The 16,185-nt window shown below is 41.4% G+C and carries 19 protein-coding genes; 12 read left to right on the top strand and 7 right to left on the bottom strand.

The window, feature by feature from the left end; all coding sequences use genetic code 11:
* Positions 1-10: 10 nt before the first annotated feature.
* The 4 genes from GKR74_RS01120 to GKR74_RS01105 form a co-directional block, all read right to left on the bottom strand.
* Positions 11-694, bottom strand: a complete 684-nt coding sequence (locus GKR74_RS01120) for a hypothetical protein (RefSeq protein WP_154602166.1) — start codon at positions 692-694, stop codon at positions 11-13.
* Between the two features lie 95 nt (positions 695-789).
* On the bottom strand, positions 790-1,398 hold the full coding sequence (ecpA, locus tag GKR74_RS01115; RefSeq protein WP_108478643.1) for a common pilus major fimbrillin subunit EcpA: 609 nt from the start codon (positions 1,396-1,398) through the stop codon (positions 790-792).
* Positions 1,399-1,562: 164 nt separating this feature from the next.
* Positions 1,563-1,883, bottom strand: a complete 321-nt coding sequence (locus GKR74_RS01110) for a helix-turn-helix domain-containing protein (protein ID WP_154602165.1) — start codon at positions 1,881-1,883, stop codon at positions 1,563-1,565.
* A 732-nt stretch (positions 1,884-2,615) separates the two neighbouring features.
* Positions 2,616-3,098, bottom strand: coding sequence for a cold-shock protein (locus GKR74_RS01105; RefSeq protein ID WP_181477794.1), 483 nt, complete (start codon positions 3,096-3,098; stop codon positions 2,616-2,618).
* Positions 3,099-3,279: 181 nt separating this feature from the next.
* On the opposite strand from GKR74_RS01105, the gene GKR74_RS01100 reads away from it, so the two are divergent.
* Positions 3,280-3,978 carry an RluA family pseudouridine synthase gene (locus GKR74_RS01100; RefSeq protein WP_154602164.1) on the top strand — a complete coding sequence of 233 codons (699 nt, stop codon included), beginning with the start codon at positions 3,280-3,282 and terminating at the stop codon, positions 3,976-3,978.
* 4 nt (positions 3,979-3,982) lie between these two features.
* Here the strand turns inward: GKR74_RS01100 and GKR74_RS01095 are convergent, their stop codons facing one another.
* Positions 3,983-4,522, bottom strand: coding sequence for a DUF2058 domain-containing protein (locus tag GKR74_RS01095; protein WP_154602163.1), 540 nt, complete (start codon positions 4,520-4,522; stop codon positions 3,983-3,985).
* A gap of 735 nt (positions 4,523-5,257) precedes the next feature.
* Between GKR74_RS01095 and GKR74_RS01090 the strand changes: the two genes are divergently transcribed.
* From GKR74_RS01090 to GKR74_RS01045, 10 genes are all read left to right on the top strand, one after another.
* Positions 5,258-5,581 carry a helix-turn-helix domain-containing protein gene (locus tag GKR74_RS01090; RefSeq protein WP_154602162.1) on the top strand — a complete coding sequence of 108 codons (324 nt, stop codon included), beginning with the start codon at positions 5,258-5,260 and terminating at the stop codon, positions 5,579-5,581.
* A gap of 359 nt (positions 5,582-5,940) precedes the next feature.
* The gene (locus tag GKR74_RS01085; RefSeq protein ID WP_154602161.1) at positions 5,941-6,483 is read left to right on the top strand and encodes a fimbrial protein; all 543 of its coding nucleotides are present in this window, start codon (positions 5,941-5,943) and stop codon (positions 6,481-6,483) included.
* A gap of 84 nt (positions 6,484-6,567) precedes the next feature.
* Complete coding sequence (locus GKR74_RS01080) at positions 6,568-7,293, top strand: fimbrial biogenesis chaperone (RefSeq protein WP_154602160.1); 726 nt, start codon at positions 6,568-6,570, stop codon at positions 7,291-7,293.
* On the top strand, positions 7,277-7,828 hold the full coding sequence (locus GKR74_RS01075) for a fimbrial protein (RefSeq protein ID WP_154602159.1): 552 nt from the start codon (positions 7,277-7,279) through the stop codon (positions 7,826-7,828). Before GKR74_RS01080 ends, GKR74_RS01075 begins: the two co-directional genes overlap by 17 nt.
* A gap of 22 nt (positions 7,829-7,850) precedes the next feature.
* On the top strand, positions 7,851-8,432 hold the full coding sequence (locus tag GKR74_RS18140) for a fimbrial protein (RefSeq protein WP_154602158.1): 582 nt from the start codon (positions 7,851-7,853) through the stop codon (positions 8,430-8,432).
* Positions 8,433-8,453: 21 nt separating this feature from the next.
* The gene (locus GKR74_RS18135; RefSeq protein WP_154602157.1) at positions 8,454-9,032 is read left to right on the top strand and encodes a fimbrial protein; all 579 of its coding nucleotides are present in this window, start codon (positions 8,454-8,456) and stop codon (positions 9,030-9,032) included.
* A gap of 112 nt (positions 9,033-9,144) precedes the next feature.
* Entirely contained in the window at positions 9,145-9,813 is a 669-nt protein-coding gene (locus GKR74_RS01060; protein ID WP_230089108.1) for a fimbrial biogenesis chaperone, read from the top strand.
* The gene (locus GKR74_RS01055) at positions 9,800-10,606 is read left to right on the top strand and encodes a fimbrial biogenesis chaperone (protein WP_154602155.1); all 807 of its coding nucleotides are present in this window, start codon (positions 9,800-9,802) and stop codon (positions 10,604-10,606) included. The genes GKR74_RS01060 and GKR74_RS01055 overlap by 14 nt, the downstream gene beginning before the upstream one ends.
* A gap of 81 nt (positions 10,607-10,687) precedes the next feature.
* Positions 10,688-13,357 carry a fimbria/pilus outer membrane usher protein gene (locus GKR74_RS01050; protein ID WP_154602154.1) on the top strand — a complete coding sequence of 890 codons (2,670 nt, stop codon included), beginning with the start codon at positions 10,688-10,690 and terminating at the stop codon, positions 13,355-13,357.
* A 144-nt stretch (positions 13,358-13,501) separates the two neighbouring features.
* On the top strand, positions 13,502-14,713 hold the full coding sequence (locus GKR74_RS01045) for a hypothetical protein (RefSeq protein WP_154602153.1): 1,212 nt from the start codon (positions 13,502-13,504) through the stop codon (positions 14,711-14,713).
* A gap of 143 nt (positions 14,714-14,856) precedes the next feature.
* Here the strand turns inward: GKR74_RS01045 and GKR74_RS01040 are convergent, their stop codons facing one another.
* Together GKR74_RS01040 and GKR74_RS01035 are read right to left on the bottom strand one after the other, a co-directional pair.
* Entirely contained in the window at positions 14,857-15,216 is a 360-nt protein-coding gene (locus GKR74_RS01040; protein WP_154602152.1) for a hypothetical protein, read from the bottom strand.
* Between the two features lie 10 nt (positions 15,217-15,226).
* Entirely contained in the window at positions 15,227-15,592 is a 366-nt protein-coding gene (locus GKR74_RS01035) for a DUF7079 family protein (protein WP_154602151.1), read from the bottom strand.
* A 199-nt stretch (positions 15,593-15,791) separates the two neighbouring features.
* On the opposite strand from GKR74_RS01035, the gene GKR74_RS01030 reads away from it, so the two are divergent.
* Entirely contained in the window at positions 15,792-16,154 is a 363-nt protein-coding gene (locus tag GKR74_RS01030; protein ID WP_154602341.1) for a YibL family ribosome-associated protein, read from the top strand.
* Positions 16,155-16,185 lie beyond the last annotated feature (31 nt).

Raw genomic sequence — 16,185 nt, 5'->3', positions numbered from 1 at the left:
CCGTTATTAATTATTTGACGACAATGAAATCTCCTTTGTGCCAAATACCTACGCTAGATTTTTTATTATTAAGATCGACAAATTGTAATTTCACAGCTAAATGTGGCATGAGGTAATAACGCTCACGACAAATACCGTCCACACTGTATTTTTGTTTTTCAGGTAAACATGGCCCTGATGCCACCACACGAAATGAACTATTCCCTATATTGGAAACTTGGGAGTTTGCATATTGGTAATTAAATTTTTCAATTCTTGGTGCAACAACCAAGATAGTGCTAATGGTTGCCGAAGTTGTTGCTGAGGCAGATTTTGCACTTTTTGTAACACCGCTTTCACCAATAGGGTCATCTTTCCAATTTAATCGGTAATAACGTTCTTTATCGTCTTTAGGACCTTGATAGATAATTTTAAAAACATCTTTTGCTTGCCCCGGCAAAATCAAATTAGCAGGGGTTGATAATATTTCATTGGGATCCGTTACTGGAATAACTTTTCCATTCTCAAGTGGCGAGTCTATTTTCTCGATAGTTAAATTAACGAGCCTTGCCGTATTAACCGTATTTTCAATTTCTTTTGCTAATGAGTCTTCATCCGGCGATATGATTTCAGTGATATTGCCTACATTAACCGCAAAGCTCATTTTTAGTGGGAGAATAGATAATAAAGCTAATGCTAATGTTATTTTTTTCATAATTATTAATTTTAAAAAAGATAACGATAAAGATAATATTTCCCTATAGTATCTTTATCGTGAAAATTAGTTATTCACTAAGCGTAAATAATCAATTAAGGAGCTGGTGTGAAAGTACCATCCCAAGTAGCAGTGAACTGAACTTTAACATCACCATCCCATGAACCATCGGTCAGTGCTTTGAAGTCTGTCGCTGCGCCAGCCGCTTCCGCGCTAGCGATAACGAAGGTGAACTCACCACGGTCAGTTGCACGCTCTGAACCATTGTAGATACCATCCGCAGCTAAGTTATCTAAACCTGATGTTAAGCCTTTTGAAGTATCGATTAACACAGTGTCAGTCGTTTTATTCAGATCTTCACCATTCCATTTAACGCCAACAGTTAATTTAGAATCATCTGTTGTTCTCGCTAAAGTGTTAGAAATGATTTTTGATGCTAATTTAAAATCTGTTGCACCTGATTGACCTTGAATAGCGATATCAAATGCGCCATTTTGTTGGTTAAAGCTTTTCTGACCTTCTGCATAGTTAAATGTTAAGCTTTTTAATGGCGTAACAACCAGCATACTTGTCGTATCTTTAATTGCGGTCGCTTGCCATGTTGCTGTCGCTTGAGCAGTACGAGTGTCAGCATTAGCAACTGTAGCAAAGGAAGCAGCAATAATTGTTGATAGCAAAACAGATGCCATTTTTTTATTTAACATGTTGTTCTCTCTATTTAATATCCATGAAGAAAAAATTTAATTGCATAGCATAAAAAACACATTCATTGTGTGTTTTATAAAAAACAATCGAATTTCCCAGAGAATATGCTTAATAAAATAACCAGAATTAACTGATTATTTTATTTCTAATTTAAGAGGAAAATTTAGCAGTTATTTATGATGGTTTTTGTTGAGTGATTTCCCCAGGAAGTATATTTACTCGCACTTCCTTTATTACCCATTCTTTTTTCAGAGTCAGTATCTTTTTCGACATATTTAATGACATCGACCCATCGTTTATCTAGAATACTTAAAAAAATATCAAGCTGATCTAAAGTAATCGCAGTGATTCCCATTTCATATCTTGATATCTGTTGCTGGCTGATTCCTATTAATTTCGCCAGCTGCTTTCCCGTCATGTTCTTTTCTTTACGTGATTTTCTTAAAAAAGCTCCCACCTGACCACTAATTATATTAGATTTCATTAACCACACTCCAATATAAAGAAACAATTTATTTAATTTCCATTAATAATAAATACATTAAAATAAGAGTAAAAACGTTTATACCGATCGAACAAGATTATTTTGATAGGTACCACCTATCAAATAGCAATTTATTGATCGCCGGTCTTTATTAAGATACAACGAGTGCGAGTACACTTAATATGATAAGTAGAATTAACTAACTGATATATATTAAATAAAGCTTTGTTCAATTTATTTAATATATTTTTTATTTTTTTAAAATAAAATTTACGTGGGAGGAGTAAAAGCCTATAAAAACGAGATAAAATACATCATTTATTACAACAAATTACAATTTGAAACAGCTAAATTGTTTTTTGCAAAATAAAAAACTCATTGGATGAGTAATATACCAATATAAAAATATATTTCTACAGCTTAATTCGTTATTCCGCAATAATTTTCATTTAGATTACCAACTTAACAACAACTAATCCGCATCATAGTATTTACAATCCAGATTGTATGCCATAAAGGCGCTATAAATTGGACGTATCAGAATGCAGTTCGCGCATATATTAATACATCTTGCTTAATATGTAGCGATGGCTTATTAAAAATATTCTCTTTTTAAAACGTTTGTTGATTTTTTATTCAAATTTAGGAAAGGATATCGTAGATAGTGCTGGAAAAGCATTGCCTCTATATTAGAGGCAATGGAATGGGGAGATTTTTTAATTCAGTCGAAAGCTATTTAACACCTTTAAGTTGTTTCATGGTTTCATCCACGTCAATCTCATCTTCAGAGAACGTCAATGTTGTTCCATGCTGGGTTTCGATAATCAGCTTTTTCAGCGCTCGAGTAGCTCCCGGCTTAATATTCGTTTTAGGTTTAATACTGTTCATCAGCGCACCAATCGATAATACGGTATTTTCTTTATCAATACGTGTATCTGCCGGAACATCTTCATAATAGATACGAAATGATTTAATAGCCGTCAGCTTAATGCGCTCACCAGCAATATAGATATATTTGCTTTCAGGGATCACTTTAACCGCAAAGGCGGATAAACCTTTATTATTTGTGGTCGGCTCAAACGTAACCGCCGCCCCTTTTTTAATCAGTTCTGGGTTGGCAACTTTAATCACATGAAAATAACGGTTATCCCCGTTTTCATCTTTGAGAAACCCAAAACCTTTATCTTCAAACCACGTTGTGATTGTTCCGTTCATTGCCATACCACCTTCTTTGTTGACTCAATTTCACAGCGCGCAGTATAAAACACAATACCTGCCCAGACCACGCCTTTAGTTTTAGTCTAGCTTATTTATCGATAACATCAGCCAATAGCATCATCGTCAGAAAGCACAAAATTGGGTATTATTCATAACCACTTTTTATCTGGATAGCCTGATGTCGACGATTATTGATACCTTTATTGCGCCTCCTTGCCATGATGACATTGAAATCATTGAGCAGGATGAGCACCTTATTCTTATCAATAAACCTTCGGGGCTACTGAGCCTCTCTGGGAAGAATCCACAAAATCTCGACTCAGTACATTACCGGCTCGTTCAACTGTTCCCTGAATGCACTCTCGTACATCGCCTTGATTTTGGTACTTCAGGTGTCATGGTCGTGGCTCGTAATAAAGCCATAAATGCAGAATTATGCCGACAGTTTAGCCAGCGAACCGTGACGAAAGCCTACAGCGCACTACTATGTGGCCATGTGAAAAATGATGATGGAGTGATAGACGCACCGATTGCCAAAGACCCAGCGCTGTTTCCCCGAATGTCGATTTGCGCAACTCATGGTAAACCGGCACGTTCCTATTATCAGGTAATTGAGCGGTTTTATCGTGAGCTAGAAGATGGGCGTAGGTTGCCACTGACGCGGGTAAAATTTATCCCAGAAACAGGACGAACCCATCAGCTGCGCATTCACAGCCAACTTTTCGGTCATCCTATTTTGGGGTGTGATCTGTATGGAGGCTTACTGCCTGCAGATATAGAACCTGCGCCGAGGCTGATGCTGCATGCCAGTGAATTAGATTTTATTCATCCGATAACTGGGGAACCCATTCACGCTCACAGCAAAAGCCCGTTCTAAATGACTACCACATTAAATCATCTGGAATTTTAAAGTCTGCGTACGGATCGTCTTCATCCTGCTCTTCCTGACTCAAGGCGTTATTTAATACGATGCTGCTTTCATCACGCTGAGCAATTTTATCCGCTACACTCGCGGGAATAATCGCGTAGGTACTCATTTCAGGATTGTCAGTCGCTAAACGCGCGATGGCGAGACGGCCGCTAATAAGTTGGGTTTGCGTTGTTTTATCGACGACCACTTGCTTGATGAGGTTATTATCTGTGAAGTTAAAGCTGATATCGCCTTTCGCTACATCAATTTTGTTCATCTCAATCAGCTGCTTCACCTGAGCTTTATACTCTTTCGTCAGTGCCGCTTGCTTTTGTTGATCGCTCAGTTGTTTATCACGCTCAAGCTGCGCTTTTTTATTCTCTCCTACCGCTTCTCTGGCTTCTCTAGCCTGTACTCGTGATTTCTTCGCTGTGCGCTGTACTTTCGCCATTTTTTTACTGGTGACGAGTCCCGCTTGGAGCATTTGCTCTTGTAAGGTGAGTTTTGCCATGTTGGTATCTAAGCCTGTTGAATGAAATTGGAGGGATTATACCTGCAAATTAGATTTCTTTTCGGTTACTTTTGCGATTCTTGTTTGGTATAGCGATAGAAACATCATGTCATCCATTTCCCTTAAAAAAATCGGCGAGTTCCAAAACAATCTGAATTTGTTTCAACTCCATAAATGGAACCAGCATCTTAAATGTATGTATCATTTTAAATACAACTTAATTTGATCTGAGTCACAATTAATTCCAACTTAAGTCAAATTAATTGCCGTTAAAATAATATTTATACACACTTTGTATATTTCAATTTATTGATTTCATAACTGTTACTAGATGTGTATTAATGGAGTTAAACCTATCTATATGAATTACATTGTTATTTTTATATATTTTATTGTTGTATATTCATATTTTTATATTTTCAAAATGTAACTATGAGAATATATTTATATCAACATATAAGTCTAAAATTGACAATAATAAAGAGTAAATACAGAATTTATAACTGGGAATTTAAGCCGTATTACGAGTAGGGATATCGCAACCTATTGTAATTCATTCGGTTTAACAAAATCATTATTTTGGTAATGTGTAAATCATGCTTTGGTTGAAAATATTGCCAAATTTCACCCTATTGTTTTTTACTCCTAATTTGTTTAAAAATAAAAACAGATTCGTGCTTATGCATTTATTTTGTTTAATATTATTTGAAATTGATTCTTATTTAAGGTTTATAGATGAGTGTAAAAAAAACAGAGGGAATTACAGAATCATTTTCTCAAGCTATCGCAGATGAAATTGCAAGCTTAAGAAGGAAAAGATTATTATCAGGTAGGCAATTAGGTTCACTCATTGGAGTTTCACAACAACAAATCTCACGCTATGAAAATGGTATTTGTGAAATAACGTTATCTACCTTGTGTCTTTTACTTCATTACTTAGATGTATCTTTAGAGTCGTTCTTCTTCTTTGTTTCTGAACGCATAGAGGCTAAGAAACCTGAGCTTTATAGTGAGTTTAATTTATTATTTGAACAGCATGGCGGTCTAATTTCAAAATAAATCACAGTGAGTTAATAAAATTAAATCAGTGTTAAACTTAATTCCATTTAAATCAAACGGATTTATAAATTAATATTCATACTATTAATTCATAAAAAACTATTAAATTAAAAAACCATTAATCATGGATGTTTTCTATTTGTTTTAATAAAAATTAAAACATAGCCTTATTTAAAACTATCTATTTTTTTAATTAAGGAAATTAAATCAATGAAAAATCATTGTAGTCACGCTTGCCCCTAGCACAATGAGCGCGACTGTTTTGCTGTGAATATGGGTAAAGGTATCACCACTTTCACAGGTTTCTTGAAGTACGTTTTATTTCGTTTTTTATTTTTTATATATAAAGGAATTTCAATATGTCTTTTAAAAAATTAGCGTTAACAACATTATTCGCTGGCGTTTCCTGTGTCAGTTTAAATGCAATGGCAGCACCTTCTGCGGAAGTCACTCTGCAAGGGACCCTGACTAACACAACCTGTAATGTCACCATTAATGGTGGTAAATCAGTCTTAAACGTCGGTGTTTTAAAAACCTCTGTTAGCCAACCAGATTCAGACTTTTCAGCAGTTAATACAATGTCCGCCAAAACCGTTGGTATGCCTGTTACTTTAGTTGGTTGCACCAAAGGTGAAACTGGAAATCTGATTATTCAAGGTATCACATCAGTAGGTAACAATGAACATAATGTCTTTGTCTCTGACGACTCACAAACCGTTGGGTTCATCATTGAAGACAAAGATAACAAAACTGTGACTAATGGCGAAAAAATCGCCTTTAACATTGAGCCAGAAAATACTGATGCTCAATATACCTTCAAAGTCGGTATGGCTACGACAACAGATACACCTGATGCGGGTTCCTACAGTGCACCAATCTTAGTTTCTTATATCGCTGACTAATTCGATTTAATTAACTCAGTCAATGGAAGTAAGGCGGGCACCGCCTTACTTCCATTCAACCACGAAGACTATGAGGATAGATAAATGCGAAATAACCAATTTATGCAAGGGATCTGCGGTGGCTTGCTATTGCTATCAGGTTCATCGATAGCAGGGATCGCTATCGACACCACTCGAATTATCTTTTCAGAAAGTGATAACACCACCGGAAAAAGCGTGGGCATATCCAGCTCTAGCCAATCACTTACGCCTTATTTAGTCAAAGCACAGATTTTGAGAACCCCCTATGGCGACAATGGTGAAACGCCCTTTGTAGTGACTCCTTCGTTATTCCGATTAGAGTCTGGTTCCACGAATCAAGTGCGCATCATGAAAAAAAACATAGCGCTCCCGCAAGATAAAGAATCTATTTTTTATTTTCGTACTGTCGCGATGCCAACCAGCGAAAAAGGGCTGAATACCCCACAACATAATATTGATGGTGCAGTACAAGTATCGACGGGAAATGTCATCAAGCTGTTTTATCGCCCGAATCATTTGGGTATGACCCAGCCACAAGCGATGAAATCGCTGAAATTTTCGAGCGTGAATAATGGGGTTCAAGTATCCAATCCGTCCCCGTACTACATCACCTTAGACAGCGTAAAAATTGCCAATAAACCCGTTCCGTTGAGTGCAACAAAGGAAAATAACATGATTGCTCCGTTTAGTAGCATCACCTATTCCCATGTTCAACAACAAGGCGCGGTTGAATGGAAAGCCATTAATGACTATGGCGGAAAGGTCGAATTTCATGCGCAAATTCAATAAATGTCTCGTAGTTTTTTCCGCCGTGTTACTTAACGGATGGCATGTAGCACAGGCCGAAAATACCAAGATTAGAGCCATCATTACCGATGATGTCGGGTGTGAAATTCGTATTCCCAATTCATTGCAATTTACCCCGATGCGTACATCTGATTTTCAAGGCGCAATAACCACGCATCAAATTAAACCCTTGAAAGCACAATTTATCTGTGTGGATAAAACAGGAAATTTGACCCCCAAAATTACGTTACAGGGAAATACCCCCTATAACGAAAGTACGATTTTCTTGGATGGAACCCCAAACAGCACAGGGTTTATGTTACGCCTCAGTGATGGCACGCCACTTTCCCTGAGTGATTTTTATGACACAAGCAAAGCCTTTAAACGCGGTGAGCAAATTGCCTTAACCCCACTGACCAAAGAGAACTATCACCAAACCGAAGAGACTTTTCTTGTGGGTTTAGTGGGGCCCGTGGATGGGGAGGCTATCCCCGGTGAATTTTCAGCCTCATTGACGTTTAACCTTATTTTTCAGTAAGACCTAAAAATAGGAAATCATCATGACACTGACTAAACAGTCACTCTATTCACTGCTCATCCCCACCGCATTGTATGCGGCAAGTCTAGGGCAATCCGCGATAGCGGCAACTACAGCCACCACCAAAATCAGTGCCAGCATTGTCGGTGGTGGCTGCCAAATCACCGCGCCCTCGAGCGTTGCGATTCGTAACGGGGATCTTATTCCCGCTGAAGATATCACCACAACCAGCGATATCAGCGAAACCTTTGATCTCACCATTCTCGGCTGTAAAGGTTACGGATTAACCCCTTCGATAACCATCGAAGGGGACACCGATAGAGCCTCCGGTGAAGATCTGTTTGTGAGTACCGGCAGCACCAGTACAGGCTATGGCATTTTATTGTCGACGGCTGGCAATACTAGCTTCGAAGGTAGTGACAACCTAGCAACGGATAAAAAAATCACGGCTCTCACCACCAAAGAATGGAATAAAACCTTTGCCAGTACATTGAATGGAACCATCCCACTGAAAGCAACCGTCAGTTGCGGAACCTGTACCGCCAAAGACTTACAAGGTGGCGAGTTAACCGCCTCATTAACATTTAATTTTTTCTATAACTGATTTTCAAGGCTGTTAATAACAATGATACGAAAACTTTCTTTCTTTAGCGTGATTGTAGGGTTGCTATTACCAGCCAGTGAATTACAGGCAGGCAGTGCCTCAACCATCCTCTCATTTTCCGCTTTTTTTTATGGCGGTAGCTGCGATGTGACAGTGCCAAGTACCATCACATATAACAATGGTGCGCCACTGCCCTACGATGAAATTCCAAACAATCAGCAACGTAGCCAATTCACGTTAACTCTCTCAGGGTGTCAGGGCTATTTTTTAACACCCAGAATTGCAGTCAAAGGGAACACATTCACCGCGGATAACAATGAGCGGCTTTATGCCGATGCATCCAGCACCACAAAAGGCTATGGCGTCAGGCTATCCACCCCGGGGAATACGCTTTTTAATGCCAATGACAATACTGCGAAATCCGGCAATGAGGTGATTACCATCAAGACATGGCCATCAGGTGGAACCAGCGATGTGGCGAGATTAAATAGCTCGCTTGATTTTACTGCCGAGCTGGCCTGTGGTACCTGCACCGCCAGTGACAATTTGCAAAACGGTGAACTCACCGCAACCGTCACGTTTAGCTTCTTATATGACTAATTGGGTAATCAGTATGTTTTCGAATCGTTTTTCTTACTTTCACACGCTTATTATTGTATTGATATGGGGTGTTTTTTCAGCCTTGGCTTCCGCTACTGAAGGCGGTTTACGCTTGGCCCAGACTCGTGTCGTGTTCGATGCAGCGAACCCAAATGCCAAAATTGCCATTAAAAACAGCAGCCCGCAGGTTTACTTAATCAAAGCCGATGTCATCAATACGCCCGAGGGAAATGCACACAAACCCGCGCCCCCGTTTATTGCCACACCGCCGATGTCTCGCTTAGAAAAAGAGAGCCAAAGCACACTGCTCATTGTGCGTAATGGTACTTCGGAGCTGCCTGCGGACCGAGAATCCGTATTTTATTTAAGCTTATTAGCGATCCCTTCCACCACAAAAGCTAGTGCCCCCGAAGGTGAGATGACCAGTGCGCAAATTTCGGTGGGGATCCGCAACGTTATCAAGCTGTTTTATCGCCCAAAAGGGTTACCCATGAGCGTCGAAACCGCCTCAAACCAACTGACATTTCGCCAGCAAGGTCAGCAGCTCGAAGTCAATAACCCAACGCCGTATTACATCACATTGGCGCAATTGAGTGTGGATCAGCACCCCGTTGATGTACGAGAACTGGGCCCTATGATTGCGCCCTTCTCCAGCCAAATTTACCCCATCAAAGGCGATGCTACACGAGCAGAGTGGAGAGTCATTACCGATTATGGGGATATGAGTACCGCTTATCAGGGGAAGATTCAATCAGGAGCTATCCGCGATGAAAAACATTAATTTATTGAAGATTAAAAAGCCTGTGTTATCTCGCTTGGTTAGCGGTGTCGCCCTATGGGTGGCACTTTTTACCCAGCCTGCATGGGCAAATAACATCCAAGATCCAATCAATGGGCTCACACTGCATTCAACTCGTGTGATTTACCCCCATGATGCGAAAAACGGGGTGACGTACACCCTCACCAATAATACGGCAATGCCGTATTTATTGCAGGCGCGCCTATTACCGTGGGAAGGAAATTCATCAAGCAAAACGGCGAGCGATAATACCGAAGCAGCCGATGAAAATTTGACGGCATTTATTGCTTTACCTCCGTTACAGCGCTTCGAACCGGGAGAAACACTCACATTGCGCATCCTTCAAAAGCATAATTTACTCGCGCAAGATAAAGAGTCGATTGCACAGTTATCACTGACTGCGATCCCCTCGCAATCAAAAGAGGCGGCTGAAGGCGCGCAAATGATCCTGGCGGTACAAAATAACTTGAAGCTGTTTTATCGCCCCGCGGGATTACCAGAACATAATCTCGATAACATCGCCGAACAACTGCAATTTCAGCGCACGAAAAACACGCTAACCCTGAAAAACCCGACGCCTTTTTATGTCACGTTAGCGTCACTGTCCGTGGGGAAGAACGCCCTGAATTTAAGTTCCTCACGAATGATCCCCCCTTTTGGGGAAGTGCAGTGGCCCCTTGATGCCAGCCATGTCGCAAACGGCATTCATTGGCAGCTCATGGAAGATGATGGCGGAACCGACACAATGAGAACACGCCAACTCTCAGCAATGTAACCACACCCGACAGATAAACCCATTCACCCGATGCGCATTGGCAACGGGGGGATTCTTGCATTCGCAAGATAAAGGAAGACCATGAAAAAAAACCATAAAATTGCTGAAAATCAGCCAAAAATTCCTTTTTTCCGTTATCACCCGCTGGCGTGTGTATTGCTATTGGCGGTCGCCCCAACACAGGCCGAAGATTACTTTGACCCCAGTTTTTTAGGGGTAGCAGGTGAAAACACAGACGTGGATTTATCCGCCTTCTCACAAGCCGGTGGCGTTGCCGAAGGGGAATACACCGTATCCGTATTTGTTAACCAACAAGATGTGGGGCAATTTACGCTTAATTTTATCAAAAATGCCCAAGGTGACATTGCTCCGGAATTAACCCCTGCACAGCTCGACACGTTTGGGGTCAATGTGCCGCAAATTCCTGTCCTGAAAGACTTACCTAAAGGCGAATTTATCTCCGATTTAGGCGCACTGATCCCACAAGCGACAACCCAATTAGATTTGTCACGCTTACGATTAAATATCAGCGTACCGCAAGTGGCGATGCAATCTCTCGTTAGCCGCAATGCAGATCCGTCATTATGGGATGATGGCATTCCTGCGCTTATGGCGAACTATAACGTCAGTGCGGGTCGCACCACCAGCCGCTATGACCACGGCAAAAAAAACCAAAATACCAACGTATTTGCGTCTGCACGATTGGGCGCTAATGCGGGGCCGTGGCGCTTGCGCAGTAACCTCACCCATTCTCGCTTTGAGTACAGCGGGAGCGAGAACCAATCAGCGACGACCAATACCCAAACCTACTTCTCGAATACCACCCTATCACGGGATATTCGTGCATTGCGCTCGACATTGTTAGTGGGTGAAAGCAGCACGGGCAGCGATGTGTTTGATGGAGTGCCCTTTAAAGGCGTGCAGCTGACCTCTAACGAGCAGATGCTGCCAAGCCAATTACGCGGCTATGCACCGGCGATCAGTGGCGTTGCCGACAGTAATGCCCGCGTCACTATTCGCCAAAATGGCAACATAGTATATGAAACTTATGTGGCTCCGGGGCCCTTTTATATCCAAGATATCCAACAAGCAGGGTTATCAGGGGATTATGACGTCACCGTGACAGAAGCCAATGGTGCTGAGCGTCAATTTGTGGTGCCTTACTCATCCTTACCGATCATGCTCCGCCCTGGGGGCTGGAAGTATGAAATCGCGTCAGGGCGTTACAATGGCAGCTTAACCACTATTTCACGCCGTTCTGACTTTATTCTCGGTACCGCTGTTTATGGTTTATACAATGATGTCACGGTGTATGCCGGCGCCTTGCTGGCGAAAGATTATCAATCACTGAGTGCGGGAACTGGGGTCTCTTTAGGTGACTTTGGTGCCATTTCCACAGACGTTACCCATTCGACTTCAAAGTTTACGAACGCTAACCAAGTCGCCAGTTCCAGCGAGCGAAAAACGGGGCAATCTTACCGGGTCCGTTATTCAAAAAGCTTAATGGCAACAGGAACCTCAGTGGATTTAACCGCATTACGTTACTCCACCGAGCATTTCTATAATTTCAGTGAATTTAACAGCCAAGGTTATCGCCTTGAGGATGGCCTTAGTCCGTGGACTTTACAGCGTCGTCGTAGCAGCTTCCAAACCCAGATCAGCCAGCAAATGCAACAGTATGGTTCACTGTATTTTCGCGCTAATCGCGATGATTACTGGGGTAGCAACCGAACACTCACGGGCTTATCCATGGGCTACAGCAACAGTTTTAAAGGCATCAGCTACAGTGTGAACTATAACATCAGCCGCGTAAAAGACAGCCGCAATAACTGGCCGGAAAACCGCCAGATCTCCTTCAACTTAAGCGTGCCGTTTAGTCTATTTACCCAACACCGTGATTTTCAGTCGATTTATGCCACCTACACCATGAGTCATGACCAAAACGGGCGGACTCAAAATAGTAGCGGTCTAAGTGGCAGTTTTATGGATGGCAAGCTGTCTTATGGCGCATCACAAAGCTGGGGAAATAAAGGGCAAATTGCGAACACTAACCTGAATGCGGGCTATCAAGGCGATAAAGGCAGTATCAGCACCGGTTATAGCTATAGCAATAATTCCCAGTCAATCAATATGAACGCCAGCGGGGGCGCATTACTCCATTCCGAAGGGCTAACCTTAAGCCGATCCATGGGGGATTCTGTCGCGCTGATCAGTGCGCCGGGTGCCGAGGGCGTTAGTGTTAATGGCGGAACCGCCGTGACCGATTGGCGAGGCTATGCCGTGGCGCCTTATCTCTCCGACTATAACAAAAACAGCATTGGCTTAGACCCAAGCACGCTGCCTGAAAACGTCGATTTGCCGCAATCCAATACCAATGTTTACCCAACAAAAGGCGCAGTCGTGAAAGCTAACTTCCGTACTCGTGTTGGGTATCAGGTGTTAATGACCTTAAAGCAAGGTACAAAATATGCGCCATTTGGCGCGATTGCCACCTTAATTTCCGATAACAGCGCTGACAACATTGGCAGCATTGTTGGGGATGGGGGGCAAGTCTACCTCACAGGTTTACCTGAAACAGGGGAATTATTGGTGAAGTGGGGAGAGACTGCCGCACAGCAATGTCAGGTGAAGTTCGATTTACGCCATGTGGACGTTTCAGCCGATATGCCAATCCGCCAAGTTTCTTATCACTGTGTCAGCGGGCAACCGCAAGCTCAGCCTGTAACAACGAATACACCAGAAATACCTTAGCAGATGGCCATGCCGATGGAAAATAGCGAACACTTAGCTCAAACACCACCAAAAACGCGTTAGTTATAGTCACCAGTAGGAGAAAAATAATGCAATTAGATCATCAAAAATGCTGGCGACGGACACCAGCGGGAGAGCGCTATTATGCATAAGAATGAATCGTATTCTCGTAGTAACACTTATTTGGGCACGGCTTGGAAATGGTTGTGTGAGAAAAGTAAGTTAATGATATTAAGGTCTTACATATTAGCTATTTTTTATATTTTCAGTAGCCACTGTAATATAGCTATCGCAGCAGAAACTTGGTCCGCCATATCAGGCAAAAGTACTTTGATACCTGATGTCGGAGTGCAAAGCGAAAAGCTTGAAGTAGGGGGTGGTAGTTGGTCGCCTTATAGTTACGTTTTCCCTACCGCAATATCTATATCAACAATCAGTAATAGTGGTAGTTGTTCGTATCCGGAAAACTATCCTACATTTACTACGATTGATGGATATAGTGGGTTAAAAATTGCAGAGGGAATATTATTGATAATTGATGGTGCCGTTACAGGTACCACTAAGGCAACGACTGATTCAACAGCAACAAAAAACTTTACTATTAATCTTAATGGAAGTAGTGGTGTTCCATATAATGTGACTAATACTCTGAATCTCCTGAGTACCGGATTATGTTCCTCAGGGGTTGCACCACCGGCAGATAATCAATATACAGGGGCAAGCAGTGTCAATGTACGTTACTCTTTGTATATTTCACCATCAGCATCATCTGGTACTTATGTGATCCCAGACTATTATTGGCGTAAAGAGTCGGGCTCTACTGCCTCAAAAATTTTTACTATTAGTAATAGCACTATTACTATTGAGAAACCAATGATGTGTACCATTAACACTCCACCTAAGATTGATTTTGGTAAGGTCAATATTTGGGATTGGGAAGGCAATACCTCCGGTACACCAGGGGGAGATCGTAAGGATGTTTTAAGGAGTGTGGATGGGAATTTTTCCATAAATTGTACTGGTAGTAATAACGCCGCTACACCGGCGAAACTGACACTTAAGGGAGACACTCATATTTTTTCAAATGACTTAAAAATGACGATGGATGCTACCGGTGAGATTGCTCCTGCAAGCGTACGGGCATCGATTAAATCAATTTATTCAGCATGCACCTCTTATGGAGGAATATCTTTTAGTCATAGTACAAAACCTGAACCAGCAAATGTTGTGGATTTAGGCGGGCTCACTGCAGGCTCACATCAAGTGCCTTACCGTTTTAGCCTCTGTGCGCTTGGAGAAGGCTTTAAATCTGGCGCCGCGTCTGCCACCGCCACCGTCACCATTGACTGGGAATAACCCAGGTGAGTTTTCTGGTCAAACAGTGATTATTCTAAATAATAACTAAAGCGGCTGGTCATCATTTAAATTATTTTCCTTCCCTTTAAAAATTAACCATCTCTTTAAATTGTATCTAAAGAGATGGTTACAGCCATTCTCCACTATTCTTCTGAGATAAATTGTTTTTCATAAGCGTCTAGATGATGCTTAAAAAATTTCTCAAACTCTTCTGCTGACTCAACTAAAACCGTTACCTCGATACACTGCTCGCCAAATTCATCTGAGTGATCGTCAATAGTGATGGATTCGCAAAGGATCTCTTCATGAGTTTCACTGCGATCATCTGTTTCACAGCAATTATCTGTTTCAAAACAATATAGTTTACAGCCCATAGTGCTGATGTTGGGTTTATAAAATGGTGTTGGTTCTAGTTCACCAAAAACAAATCCCATTGGCGGGTCGCTTCTTTCAAGTTCACTCGTCCCAATAATTTGGTCTTTGTTGATAATTTTATATTTCATTGGGTTATCCCTAAACAGGCTGATTTTGCAAAAGCTGTACTAACTCCCGCCATTCGTGTTTAAGATTATTTTTAAAATATAACGTGCAAAGGCCTCTTTTAAATTTGCCAAAAAAACTGCGTTCTTTTGCTTTTAATTCGCAGATATCATTCCACAGTTCATCTTCATCAAAATAGAGCCAAACGGGCGGCACTGGCGTTAGCATATTCGTGTAACAGACGGGCGCAACATATCGCATCAACATCCGTTCAACATGTTCAATCGGAAAGTGTTTTGCGACAGAGACAATATGTTGATAATCCGTCAGGTTATCCACAAATATGTCCGATAAAGCGGCACAGAGGTCTTTGTCGGTAAACTGTCTATTCGTATTCATGATGATTATTTTCGCTATCGCCAACTTGCCTTTGTTTGAACTGTCTGAGAAAAGTTCAAAACTCACCATATACTATGTTGAACTCAAGTACTATGTTGAACTCAAAGATAAGATAATCAGCAAATAGTATCCCTTTTCCCCCTCTAATCTAGAATGATGTATACTTGCCGGCAGGAAATTTATTCACGGTTAATTAATGATGAAAGAAACTGAAAAAACACAAATTAAAACGCTTAGTGACCGCTTAGACCTTATTCGTCACCAAATGGCAAGTATGCAGCTGTCGACTCAAGCAGAAAAATACGCCGAACTTGAGAAAGAAAAAGCGACACTGGAAATTGAAATCGCTCGTCTGAAAGAAACGCGTAACAAAAAGCTAAGCAAAGAAGCGCAAAAATTGATGGATATGCCATTCAAGCGCCCTATCACTAAGAAAGAGCAAGCAGATATGGGCAAACTGAAGAAATCCGTACGAGGCCTCGTTATTGTCCACCCAATGACAGCATTAGGTCGCGAAATGGAGCTGGATGCGATGACGGGTTTTTCTAAGACTGATTTTTAGTTGGAAACTACCCAACTAAAATCTGGAATAA

It is taken from the genome of Providencia sp. wls1914 (assembly GCF_009706645.1).
GTDB lineage: Bacteria > Pseudomonadota > Gammaproteobacteria > Enterobacterales > Enterobacteriaceae > Providencia > Providencia zhijiangensis.
This window is presented reverse-complemented; position numbering and strand designations above follow the sequence as displayed.